The sequence below is a fragment of the Aurantimicrobium photophilum genome, from assembly GCF_003194085.1.
GTDB classification, from domain to species: domain Bacteria; phylum Actinomycetota; class Actinomycetes; order Actinomycetales; family Microbacteriaceae; genus Aurantimicrobium; species Aurantimicrobium photophilum.
Window position 1 is genome coordinate 859384 of the sequence record NZ_CP023994.1, and the last position, 12265, is coordinate 871648.

At 49.6% G+C, this 12265-nt stretch carries 12 protein-coding genes and 1 tRNA gene; 2 read left to right on the forward strand and 11 right to left on the reverse strand.

Going from position 1 to position 12265, the window contains the following annotated elements:
* Positions 1-4: 4 nt before the first annotated feature.
* From lnt to AURMO_RS04300, 9 genes are all read right to left on the reverse strand, one after another.
* Positions 5-1489 carry an apolipoprotein N-acyltransferase gene (gene lnt, locus AURMO_RS04260; protein WP_110233369.1) on the reverse strand — a complete coding sequence of 495 codons (1485 nt, stop codon included), beginning with the start codon at positions 1487-1489 and terminating at the stop codon, positions 5-7.
* Positions 1489-3933, reverse strand: a complete 2445-nt coding sequence (locus tag AURMO_RS04265; RefSeq protein ID WP_110233371.1) for a DEAD/DEAH box helicase — start codon at positions 3931-3933, stop codon at positions 1489-1491. The genes lnt and AURMO_RS04265 overlap by 1 nt, the downstream gene beginning before the upstream one ends.
* Positions 3934-3936: 3 nt before the next feature.
* On the reverse strand, positions 3937-4761 hold the full coding sequence (tatC, locus tag AURMO_RS04270; RefSeq protein ID WP_338021099.1) for a twin-arginine translocase subunit TatC: 825 nt from the start codon (positions 4759-4761) through the stop codon (positions 3937-3939).
* A gap of 6 nt (positions 4762-4767) precedes the next feature.
* Positions 4768-4977, reverse strand: a complete 210-nt coding sequence (tatA, locus tag AURMO_RS04275) for a Sec-independent protein translocase subunit TatA (protein WP_110233375.1) — start codon at positions 4975-4977, stop codon at positions 4768-4770.
* Positions 4978-5019: 42 nt separating this feature from the next.
* Complete coding sequence (locus AURMO_RS04280; RefSeq protein ID WP_110233377.1) at positions 5020-5988, reverse strand: helix-turn-helix transcriptional regulator; 969 nt, start codon at positions 5986-5988, stop codon at positions 5020-5022.
* The gene (locus AURMO_RS04285; protein ID WP_110233379.1) at positions 5988-6983 is read right to left on the reverse strand and encodes a helix-turn-helix transcriptional regulator; all 996 of its coding nucleotides are present in this window, start codon (positions 6981-6983) and stop codon (positions 5988-5990) included. The genes AURMO_RS04280 and AURMO_RS04285 overlap by 1 nt, the downstream gene beginning before the upstream one ends.
* 13 nt (positions 6984-6996) lie before the next feature.
* A complete protein-coding gene (locus tag AURMO_RS04290; protein WP_162532665.1) occupies positions 6997-7941 on the reverse strand; it encodes an FKBP-type peptidyl-prolyl cis-trans isomerase in 945 nt (314 codons plus the stop codon).
* 67 nt (positions 7942-8008) lie between these two features.
* Positions 8009-9019, reverse strand: coding sequence for a tRNA (adenine-N1)-methyltransferase (locus AURMO_RS04295; protein ID WP_110233383.1), 1011 nt, complete (start codon positions 9017-9019; stop codon positions 8009-8011).
* Positions 9019-9708, reverse strand: coding sequence for an HAD family hydrolase (locus tag AURMO_RS04300; RefSeq protein WP_239406868.1), 690 nt, complete (start codon positions 9706-9708; stop codon positions 9019-9021). The genes AURMO_RS04295 and AURMO_RS04300 overlap by 1 nt, the downstream gene beginning before the upstream one ends.
* 66 nt (positions 9709-9774) lie before the next feature.
* Here AURMO_RS04300 and AURMO_RS04305 point away from each other — a divergent pair, with 66 nt between their 5' ends.
* On the forward strand, positions 9775-10698 hold the full coding sequence (locus tag AURMO_RS04305; protein ID WP_110233387.1) for a PAC2 family protein: 924 nt from the start codon (positions 9775-9777) through the stop codon (positions 10696-10698).
* Here AURMO_RS04305 and AURMO_RS04310 read toward each other — a convergent pair.
* A complete protein-coding gene (locus tag AURMO_RS04310) occupies positions 10695-11519 on the reverse strand; it encodes an undecaprenyl-diphosphate phosphatase (RefSeq protein WP_110233389.1) in 825 nt (274 codons plus the stop codon). The genes AURMO_RS04305 and AURMO_RS04310 overlap by 4 nt on opposite strands.
* 106 nt (positions 11520-11625) lie before the next feature.
* On the opposite strand from AURMO_RS04310, the gene AURMO_RS04315 reads away from it, so the two are divergent.
* Positions 11626-11708, forward strand: a tRNA-Leu gene (locus AURMO_RS04315).
* A 48-nt stretch (positions 11709-11756) separates the two neighbouring features.
* Here the strand turns inward: AURMO_RS04315 and AURMO_RS04320 are convergent.
* Positions 11757-12215, reverse strand: coding sequence for a hypothetical protein (locus AURMO_RS04320; protein ID WP_110233391.1), 459 nt, complete (start codon positions 12213-12215; stop codon positions 11757-11759).
* Between the last annotated feature and the right edge of the window lie 50 nt (positions 12216-12265).

Genomic DNA, 12265 nt, shown 5'->3' on the forward strand with positions numbered 1-12265 from the left:
AATTCTAGGGCTTGCGACGAATGAGAATGAGCGACAAACCGACAACGCCAACTGCGCCGATCGTCCATTCGATTGTTCGACCGAAAGCCATCGCAGGGGTGATGGTTGAGCTCAAGGGAACAGCGCTCAACATCTCCCCTGGTTGATAGGCAGGAATACTCGAAATCGTTTCACCTGTAGGAGAAATGATTTCTGAAGTCCCCACCGTAGAGATGTTGACAACAGATCGTCCTGTTTCAATTGCTCGAAGACGCGCAATTGCTAATTGTTGAAGATTTTCTGAAGTTTTCCCAAAATCAGCATTATTTGTTTGGGCAAGGATGAGCTGCGCTCCTCCATCAATCAACTGATAGGCCTGTTGGTCATCAGTAATGTCAAAGCAAAGGGCAATACCGGCAAGAACACCATTGATGTCAACAACGTTAGATCGCGTTCCAAACGAATAATCTCGGGTAACAAGATCAACAAGTTCGGGCTGGAATGTGCGCCACAATTCTCTGTTGGGCATGTATTCGGCGAACGGTACTGGATGGATTTTATCGTATTGAGCTACTACTCGATCTGTCCACACTAAAGAGGAGTTAAAGTTCTCATCGTCTGCATTAGTTGTGATTGTTCCGGTCACAATGGGTGCGCCCAGTTTTTTTGAAACAGTAGTGAGCGTGAGTGCAGCAAGCTCTGATTCAAGAGGGTCCACGTCGCTGGCGTTCTCTGGCCACACAACCATGTCGATATCTTCTCCGGCATAAGGAAGAGTTCCAGACACATGATCTTGAAGAATAGAACCAGGCGCACCATGGTCAAATAAACCAGCCTTAGAGTTGCCCTGAACAGCGAGAACATTTGTCGTCCCTGAGATATCTATGGTGAAACCAGGAATAGCAATGAGGACAACGAACGCGAGTATGGGGTAAACGAGTAAGGGGCGATGTCTCTCTCGAAGTACTTGAAAGACAAGAGCGGCAGTCACAGCAACGCAGAAGCTCAGACCTGCTGTACCAACCCAAGTGACGACATGAGAAATAGGGCTCTCAGATTGCGATTGCGCCAACCTGCCCCACGAAAAACCTCCATAAGGCCACACGCTTGTGATGCTTTCACGAAGAGTCCATAGCGATGCAATGACAATACTGACGAGCCCAATACGACCCCATTTGTTGGTCCACCGCGTAGGGCCTCGATTGATCACAATCGAGATGAGCGAAGCACCCAGCCCAAAGAAAAGGGCCTGCAAAATTCCGAGTGCCAACCAAGGAACCGGCCCGAGATAGAGGGTAAGCCAGTTAATCAGTGACAGCCAGAATGCTGCTCCGGCTGAAGAACCGACGATAAATGCTGTCCAGAAAGAGCGACCGAGTAGTGACCACAGAAGGAGAAATACGCCGACAAAAGCTAAAGGCCAGAAGTTGGTTGCCGGAAATGCACCCTGCAAAGCAAACCCTGATACCACAGCGAGAAACAGTGCAATCCAAAAATTGAGTCTTTTCATCAGGCCACCGTGGAATACGCAACAATGCCACGTCGCACGTGATCTAAGGCTGTGCGGGCAGTTTTTTGAAGATCACCAGAAGTGACCTGTGCAAGTTGGTCGAGTAAGTCAATGGTCTGTTTTGACCAGCGCACAAAGTCTCCAGCAGGCATATCTGCATCAAACAACACATCGTCTAAACGTGAGCCCTTTGCCCATTTATACATCGCCAATGAGAGGCCGGTAGCGAGCGGATGTGTGCCAGGAAGCTTGTGATAGTTTTCCAGCTCTTCTAGATCCGACCAGAGACTTTGTGTCTCATGAAGTGCATCGATGAATTTTCCTCGAGGAAGATATCGTTCGTTGACCAAACCCTCTTCGCGTCGTGGTTCAAACACAATCGCACACGCCATGGCGGCCAAGCCAGGAGCATCAAGTTCATCCCACAACTTGAGTCGAATGGACTCCGCAATCAAGAGGTCACGTTCACCGTAAATCTTTCCTAAGGACTCGCCCTTAGGGGTGAGCGAAAACTCTGTTCCGTAAGGATCTTTCATCAGGTAGTCCATGTCCACCAGAATGTCACAGACTCGGTCAAAGATGCGCGCAACAGCGCCTGTCCGAGTATTGATCTGTTGAACTATTTTGTCTGTCTCGCGCTTGAGGCGCCACCAGCGTTCGGCCCATCTGGCGTGTTGTTCACGATCAGGGCAATGATGGCAGGCATGGCTTTTCATCTGCTTACGCAGCGAATTGAGTTCAGCACTACGTTTTTCTTTGGCTGCCCGAGAACCTAGTTCGGATTGTTTTTCAACATCGGTCAACGTGCGTCGCAATGCTGCATATTCTGCAAAGTCACCTAAGTGACAGGTCATTGGTTCGGCATAGCCAGCAAGTGTTTCTTCTTGTTGTTTGACCTTGCGAGCAAGATCGACAACAGCTCGGTCTGCTTGGAATTGAGCAAAACTACTTTCCAGAATCTCTCTGGTTCTGCTTCGGCCAAACTGTTCAATCAGGTTGATGGCCATGTTGTAGGTCGGCCTGAAACTGGAATTCAGAGGATACGTTCGCCGACTAGCAAGAGAGGCAACTGTCTGTGGATCTAGGTTGTTTGCCCACTGAATGAGGGAATGTCCCTCCACATCAATACCACGCCGTCCTGCACGACCGGTGAGCTGGGTGTACTCCCCTGGCGTTAATGGAACACGTGCTTCACCGTTGAACTTTTCTAGTTTTTCCAGCACCACAGTTCGAGCAGGCATATTGATACCTAGAGCAAGAGTTTCAGTGGCAAAGACAACCTTCACAAGTTTCTTTTGAAAGAGCTCTTCAACTACCTCTTTGAATGCAGGAAGTAATCCTGCGTGGTGAGCGGCAACACCCCGCTCTAAACCTTCTAGCCATTCCCAATATCCCAATACCCCGAGATCTTCGTCGGCAAGAACGCTGCATCGTTCTTCAACTATGTCTCGAATAATCTCTCGTTCTTCCGCATCCGTGAGGCGAATACCTGAGCGAAGAACTTGTGATACTGCCTGGTCACAGCCCGCACGACTGAATATGAAAGAAATGGCTGGGAGAAGATTCTTCTCCGCCAACAACTCGATGATGTTGGCACGATCCATACGGCCTTGAAGAGGCTGATTCTGTGCATATTGAGGTCTGTTGTTCCTGCCGCCACGGTTGGCATTGCGACCTGCAGAACGAATGTGTGGAGCACGCTGATTGGAATGAGCAAGCCGAAGTAATTCAGGATTGACACGATGTTGTGCGGCAGCTGTGGAGCCATCAAACAAGTCAATGAATTTATTGCCTACTAAGACATGTTGATCGAGCGGGACCGGACGGTCTTCAGAAACGATGATGTCTGTGTCACCGCGTACTGCTTGAAGCCAATCACCGAATTCTTCTGCGTTGGAAACAGTGGCGCTCAGACCAACGAGCCGAACATGTTGGGGCAGGTGAATAATGACTTCTTCCCAAACAGCACCTCGGAATCTATCGGCAAGATAGTGAATCTCGTCCATGACAACGAAACGAAGATCTGCAAGGAGATCACTATCCGCGTAAAGCATGTTACGAAGAACTTCAGTGGTCATCACCACAATGCGAGCACCGGAATTGATATTTGTATCCCCAGTGAGAATGCCGACATTTTCAGCACCCCATTCCTCAACAAACTCATTGTATTTCTGGTTAGAAAGGGCCTTCATGGGGGTTGTGTAGAACAACTTGTCTGAAGACGTGCTCATGGCGAGGAAGACAGCAAATTCAGCGACAACCGTTTTACCGGCACCTGTTGGAGCAGCTACCAATACGCTGTTCCCTGCTTCAAGAACGTTGGCCGCAGCTATTTGGAACGGATCTAAATCAAAGGAACGTTTTTCACGAAAGGCATTGACCAGTGGAGTTTTATTTCGAGCCTGTGCCTGGGCAAAACGTTCTGCAGCACTGAGTTCAACCATCGATTATGCCGAAAGGGGTTCTGAAGGAGGAACAATGCTTGGACTGTCATCGCTGAACGTCAATTGCTTCTTTCCCTGACGACGGTCATGTAGCCAGGCAATACCCGCAGAAGCGAAATAGAGAAGAACCATGGGGATGGCCAGCAGGAACATGGACAGAACATCTGCGGCAGGCGTTGCGATTGCTGTGAACAAAAAAATGACCAGGACTGCGATGCGCCACGACTTGATGATGCTCTGGGCAGAGAGCAATCCAGCGAAATTGAACAAAACCAGGAATACCGGGAGCACGAAAGCCACACCAACGACGAGAACCAGTTTCAACACGAAATCGAAATATGTCTTGGCCGTAATGATGGTGGCATCATCACTCGGAGCGAAACTCGTCATGAGCGCAACGATATGGGGATAGACATACCACCCGGCGGCACAGCCCGCTAAAAAGAGCGGAATAGCGCTCAACATGAAACCAAGGGTGTACTTGATTTCCTTCTTTGTAAGCCCTGGCATAAAGAATGCCCAGATCTGATAAAGCCAGAAGGGACTCGAAATAACGATGCCAACGGTGAAGGCAATCTGAAGTTTCAAGTCAAAGGCACTCGTGATGCCGTCATAGTTGAGTGTTGCGACACGGTCCTGTTCAGAAGCGACCAGGAAGATGGGTTCTCGAAGTTGAGCAAGGAGAAAATCTGCCAACAACCAGCCGAGAACCGCACCGATAACAATAAAGAGGGCAGAGAGATAGAGCCTTTTGCGAAGTTCAACAAGGTGTCCACCTAGGGACATCTTTCCTTCGCGCCGAGAGGCTTTAGTCTGCCGTGCAGCCATGGGCTACTAAGCGGACTTTGAAGAGTCGCTTGAGTCGGTGGAGCTTGTATCAGAAGGGGTCTGACCTTCTTCTTTCATTTGCTTAACTTCACTCTTGAAAATACGCATGGACTGTCCAAGTGAACGAGCAAGACCGGGAAGTTTTGGTGCACCGAACAACAACAGAATGATGGCAATGATGATGAGCAAGTGCCATCCGGAGAGATTTCCTAGCATCTGTACTTCCTTATGAATTGTTGCGAAGGTGTTGTCACTAGTTTAGGCGTTATAGCCGGTGAGTGCCTGCTTGGCCCATCTGCTCACAGCGGAAACAGCTTCTGGTGGCGAGACCACTCGAATTGCACCGGGAAGCTGGGAAACAAAGACTGGAACACTTGAAAGATCACTGAATGCAACTTCAATCTGAACGGTGTCACCCTCTGCTGCGTTCACAACTACTGGCCTATAGGCAGATATCAATGGCAACGAAGATTCTTCAACAACACAGCTCACACGAATGTGAGAGTCGGAAATGTCAAAAAGCTCATCAGGAAGATCACCGTGGGTCAGAGTTGTCGTGATCTGCTGGGTTGAGATGGATAGATCAGAAATTCGGTCTAACCGAAATGTCCTCAGTGCTTCACGTTCGTGGCTCCAGCCTCGCAGGTACCAGGACTCCCCCACTAAGTCGAGGCGGAGGGGGTCGACTGTTCTGGATAGACGTTCACCTGTGGCATTTTGATACGAAAAATGAACACTCAGACCAGATGCAACAGCTTGCCTAATGACTTCCAAATCCACGGGAGATGCAGCAGGTGTGACGAGAAGATTTTCTGGTGCAGCTGAGGCTCCTAAAGCAATCTTCGAAACCAATTGTTCAATTACTGACTTGTCTTTATCCGGGACTATTGCGGAAATATATTGCAGACCAGCTAACAACGCTGCGGCTTCACGTGCTGAAAATCTTGGTGTGGCTTCAACAGCAACGTGTTGCCACAGTTCTACGATCTGTTCTTCCTCAAAGAGGTCCCAGTTGATATCGAAGAGATCCTGATGCTGATAAAAACCGTTATCCCCTGGAACTCCAGACATGGCAAGAAGTTGGACAAGCTCTTGCACTTGAGCAGGTGTGATGTCGAAATGTAAAGCTAATTGATCAACTGGTACAGCACCTTGGTCAATCAAATATGGAACAAAAGCCATCAACAACGTGACGCGGTCTGCTGCTTCTAATCGCGATGCGGCCACTATTGTTCACCGCCATGCTGTGAAGAGATGAGCTCTAGACGTGCACGCACAGCTTCTGCCAGTTCAGATGGTGAAACAACACTGACCTGATTGCCGAAGACCACGAGTTCATCTGCAAGGAGTTCTAAATCTGAAAACCCAAAGGTGATGGATGTCTCTTCTGAGAAGTACCCATATTTCGAGGTCAGACGAAGTTGTGCATCTGAGCCGGAAAGAAGTTTCAGAGATGCCGAGTTTGCTCTGGTGAGTTCCTCAAGTTCCGACTGCAGTCGACGCACATAATTCTCTGAAGGGCGAGGATGCGTTTTTTGAGGAACACGAACAGGGACAGAAACGATTCGTTTGAGGAGAAATGTTCGTTCAGCTTGAGCTTCAAAGTCAAAAGCCAATACGTACCACAGACCTCCCCAACTGAGCATCGCTAGGGGTGAAACGGTGCGGAGCTGCGATTTGGACTGACCTGGCTTGAGGTAATTAAAGGTAAGAATCAACTCATTCTCGAGGGCATCTTCAATTGAATTGAATGCTCTGTCATTGGTGCGGATATGCGGCGCAACACCTATCAAAGGATCACTGGCTGACACACCTAAAGACTTAATTTTGGTCAGCGCATGCCGCGAATCACTCGAGAGCGAAGCTTCTCGCCATGCGTTAGCGGCAACGTTCAACAGCGTGAGTTCATCTGAGGTAAATGTCACATCATCTGGGAAGTCGTAATTCTTTCTGGAAATCGAATACCGAATGTTGTGAGTTTGACCTTCTTCTTCCGGTAATTCGAGCGTGTCAATAATGACGCCCATGGATCGAATTTCGTCTTTGTCCCGTTCGAACATTTTGTCCAAGGCAGTGTTGCCGTTGTAATCAAAAAAGTCACTATAACCACGAACGGTTTTGAGTATTTCGTTCTTTGTCAGGCCCTCACGGGAAGAAACGAGGGCAAGAATGAGACTGAAAAGCCTGTCTTCCTTCTTGATTCGATTCTCTGCGCGTGCCATGAGTTATCCCGAATTAGGGAGTGGTTCCCAAGATGTCAATGACGAAGACCAGGGTGGAACCAGAAGGAATGGTTCCGTTGTCCTGGTTTCCGTATCCCAGCTCTGGAGGAATGACCGCAACAATTTGGGACCCCACAGTTTGACCTTCAAGCGCCTGAGCAAAACCAGGAACAACACCGTTGAGGCTGAAGGTTGCAGGAGACTTACGTGTCCAGCTTGAATCAAAAACAGTTCCGTCACTCCACAGAACGCCGGTGTAGTGCACGGTAACCGAGCTTCCTGCCTTGACCACGGGTCCGTCACCCTTTTTGAGAACCTCAACCTTGAGCTCAGTAGGAGCCTTCGACTTGGGAACAGTGACTCCTGGAACACCGTTTGCGTCAAGAACTACTGCTGGAAAGCCGTCTTGGGCAGGCTGATCTTTACCATTAGCTTTTGCAAGGCTCGTTGAGATGAGGTCAGCAACAACGACAAGTGTTGTGTCCTTACCCAGATCACCAATAGGAGCACCATTGGGGTCAAGAAGGTCTGTCGGGGCAATGACTGAGACAATCTGACTTCCTGCAGGCGCACACTGGATCGTGGCAACAAGTCCGTGAATCAGGCTGGTGTCATCGAGCGAAGTTGTCTGTAGATCAGTACCGTCATATTTGGTCTGGCCAAGAATGTCACCGGTTTCACCGTTATAGATAGTGAAATCAAGGGTCACTGCTCCACCGGGAAGTGCTGGCGATCCATCTCCCTTGACCAGAATCTTTCGCTCAGTCTTGGATGCAGTGAGTGGAGTAGGGAACGTCGCAGTAGGAAGTTCGCCGAAACCACCAGTGACTTTGACCTTGTCTACTGCCGATCCTGATTCAGCTAGAGGGGTGCAGGAAGTGTCAGCGGCAGGGGAAGCGCAGGCACTCAAGCCTGCAACTAGGGCAATACTGACAAAAAGGGCAGAACTACGTCGCACAATTCCTCGCAAAAATCATTGTGAGGAAGAAATACCTCAACGAGAAATAGCCTATGTCGTGTTGTGCCTATTCAGCTGGCGACGAGCTGTCTGCTGCCTGGGAAAGTTCTGCACTTTCAGTCGCAGAGCGCACTCGTTTACGAAGACTCTTGGGACTAATCTCACGTCCACCAAGGACACCGGGAGTCCATGCTTCAAGATCTTCTGCGCTGAAATCGCTCTTGGAAGCACGGCGCTTGAGATCAGGAAGAACAGTGCCAGGAGCAAGTTTGCGAGCAGTGACCAAGAACGCAGTGTGTCCGATCATGCGGTGTTCTGGACGAACAGCTAATCCTTCAACGTGCCAACCGCGCACAATCGTCTCACTGGATTGAGGGTGAGAGAACTGTCCTGTTTCACGAAGAGCCTCCACAACCCGCGAAAGCTGGGTAACTGTGGCGACATACATCAGCACTACTCCACCTGGAACGAGAGCATCTGCCACCATGTCGACACATTCCCACGGGGCCAACATGTCAAGAACGACACGGTCTGCTTGTCCGGGCTCCACCGTCGAAGGCAGTGCGTCCTGAAGATCTCCTACAGTGACCGACCAGTTATCAGGGGTAAATCCATGAAAAGTAGAAACATTTGCTCTCGCGATCTCGGCAAATTCTTCACGGCGTTCAAATGAATATAAGAATCCTTGCGGACCAATGGCACGAAGCAACCACAGTGACAGTGCTCCGGAACCAACTCCGGCTTCAACGACGCGAGCACCGGGGAAAATATCGGCCTGACCCAAAATTGCCTGTGCTTCTTTAGGGTAAATAATGGCCGCACCACGAGGCATAGACATCACGAAATCAACGAGCAATGGGCGCATGACCAAATATTCAACGCCTGAGCTATTCAGGACCACCGATGCATCAGGAAGACCAATGATGTCATCGTGCTTCACCACACCACGATGGGTGTGAAACTCATCACCATGTTTGAGAGAAACAGTGTTGATCTTGCCCTTGGGGTCAGTGAGCTGACACCTATCTCCAGCACGGAAGGGACCAGGCATATAGCGAGGAGTTGTTTCGTGTGACATTAGTTCAGTCCTCGCTTAGCTGCATAAAGTTCAAAAATCTGTCCAGAAGTGACGCCAACGAGCGTATCGAGTGTGACGTCGGTGGAAATATCTTCCAAAGAAACTAGATTTGTGACTCCCACCGTAACCGCCCCAGAAGAATAGGCAGATTGACATCCAGAGGGAGAATCCTCGAAGGCAACACATTTGGTGATATCTACATCGAGCTTTTCTGCACCCAAAAGGTAGGCTTCGGGATCAGGTTTTGACGTGATGACGTTATCTCCGGCAACGACTTCTGAGAGGGGAAGTCCGGGAATCATCGCCACTACGCTTCGAGCCATGCGCTCGATCGACATTGTGACGAGGGCCTGTGGAATACCGGCAACCTGAAATTGATGAATGAGCTCAACGGCACCCGGTCGCCACGGGACAGCCACCTCTAGTTGTTCTAAGACTCGGTTGGTCAAAGCTTGAATAATCTCATCAATGCTGAGCTTGACCCCATGCTGTTGAAGCTTTGCCGCTGTGAGGGGAAGCCCATTGCCGACAAGTTCTAAACCATCTTTGTGAGTCCACGTGCCACCGAATAGCTCAACGAGTTCAAGTTCAGCATTGATCCAATACTCCTCAGAATCCACAATGGTTCCGTCCATGTCCCACAAAATTGCTTCGGGCATAACAAATGAACTGGATTCAGAAGTACTCACCCTTCAAGACTACTTGTCAGTAGACCTGAGTATTCTTGTGAGTGAAGTAGAACGGGGTTCCCCACTGTGAGTAAAGCACGCAATCCATTCCGAGGACGACTTCTTGTTGTTGCGTTTGAAGGCTGGAATGACGCCGGTGAGGCTGCTAGTTCGGCTGTTACAACTCTGCAAGAACAACTTGATGTGATTGCTCTCCACACTGTTGATCCTGAAACGTATTACGACTTCCAGTTCAACCGTCCAACCATTGGTTTTGATGAAGAGGGCAACAGGGCTTTGACCTGGCCAACCTCCATCCTCTACGCACCAATGGTTCCGGCAGAACTTGATGAGTCAGTGTCCGAGGATCTACTTTTAGACGTGACCGGAGCAAACGCCAACAACATCTACCTTCTGCAGGGTGTTGAACCAAGTCGAAATTGGTTGACTTTTACTAACGAGATTCTTGACATCGCTCTCGCCGCAGACATCTCTGCAATTGTTCTTCTCGGTTCGATGCTCGCTGACGTTCCTCACACTCGCCCAATTTCTACTTTTGTCTCAAGTGAAAATGCGGCAGTACGACACGAGCTCGATGTTGAACGAAGCACGTATGAAGGACCGGTTGGAATCCTCAGTGTGATTGCTGCAGCGGCAGAGGAAGCGGATATTCCCACTGTGGCTATTTGGGCTTCAGTTCCTCACTATGTCCACCAGGGCCCCAGCCCCAAAGCAACTTTGGCTTTGATCGATAAGTTGGAAGAAATCGTTGACGTTGTCATCCCACGCGGTGAACTCGTGGCTGAAGCAGCCGAATGGGAAGAAAACATCAACAAACTTGCTGCGGAAGACGAAGATATGTCTTCCTACATTGCACAGCTCGAGCAGGCACGAGACATGGTCGACTCCCCCGAAGCCACAGGCGAATCATTAGCTCAGGAGTTTGAGCGGTTCCTCAGAACAACAGATAAGCCCGACGGCGAGGGCACAGAACCACAAACTGGTCTTTAGCCCTGGAGAACTCCTGTAGCAAGGAGTGCCAGTAGTGTTCCACCCAACAGCAGTCTGTAAACCACGAATGGCCAGAAGCTGTGCTTACCGAGCCAGTTCATCAAGAACGCAATAACGCCGACACCGACGATAAAGGCAACGACTGTTGCGCCAAAAGTTTCAAAACCGTTGAAGACTTGAGGTTCCTTAAAGCTCTTTGCGAGTTGGTATAGACCACTTCCAAATACAGCGGGCAGTGCCAAGAGGAACGAATAACGAGCCGCCGCAGTCCGGGAGAACCCCATGAACAAACCTGCTGTAATTGTTCCGCCTGAGCGAGAAACTCCTGGGATCAAGGAAAGGGCCTGGGCGAAACCAAAAACTATTCCTCGCCCTACCGTCAGCTGTTGCAAGCTCTTCGTTTTCTTACCTACGACATCTGAAACACCAAGGAGGATGCCAAAGACAATGAGCATTGTGGCAACGATCCACAGAGAACGTAACGTCGTCTCAATCTCGTCTTGGAATACCAAACCCAACACGATGATGGGGATAGAACCTACGATGATCAGCCACCCCATACGTGCATCAGGGTCATTGCGGGGCATTTTTCCGACCAGCGCTAAGGACCAGTGCTTGACGATACGAACTAAGTCACGCCAGAAATAGACAACCACTGCGGCTTCGGTTCCCAACTGGGTTATCGCGGTAAACGTTGCACCAGGGTCGCCGCCGTGTGGAAGAAATTCACCAATGATACGAAGATGAGCAGAGCTAGAAACGGGGATGAACTCCGTAAGTCCTTGAACAAAACCAAGAAATAGTGCCTCGAAAAAACCCATAAACATGACACTAACTGCCCATTTCTTCATCACATCTGTGCCACGTGAACATTGACCATATTTGTTCGTGCTAATGTTGTCTCTCGGTGGTTAAACACCAACACCTGCGCGGGTGGCGGAATGGCAGACGCGCTAGCTTGAGGTGCTAGTGTCCGTAAGGACGTGGGGGTTCAAGTCCCCCTTCGCGCACAGAGAAAAGCCCCGGTCGTTGAGACCGGGGCTTCTTTGTTTGTAAATCTATGCCGAGACAAGTTCTTTCTCTGCAAGATCGGCTTTCCATGCCACAAGTTTGCGGACGGACTCACTCTTGTCTGAGGCAAGTAACTCCATGGTGTCTTGAGGAACAAAGTAGTTCACTGCAACCCAGCTGCGTACTTGCTCACTCTTGTCAGTGGCAAGGTGACGGAGAATGTCGCAGGGAGTGGTTTCATTGCGAGCAACACAGATACGAACGCCTTCGTTCTTATCTTTAGCCAAAGCCCACATCACCTCTTCTGGCACATGGTAGCTCAGAGCAACGCTCTCGCGAATCTTGGGGTTCTTATCTTTGGCCATGCTGCGCAAGCGATTGATTTTGCTTTCACCGAACTCAGGACCAAGGAACTTGGCAACAGCAGTCTCATTAAGTTTCTTGTCTGCTTTGAGGGCATCAAGCTGAGCACGCTGTGCTGGAGTGTTAAATCGTATGCAAGACATGTTGAAAATAGTACTGCTGACAAACCTTCAAGTAGTTATTGAAACACAAC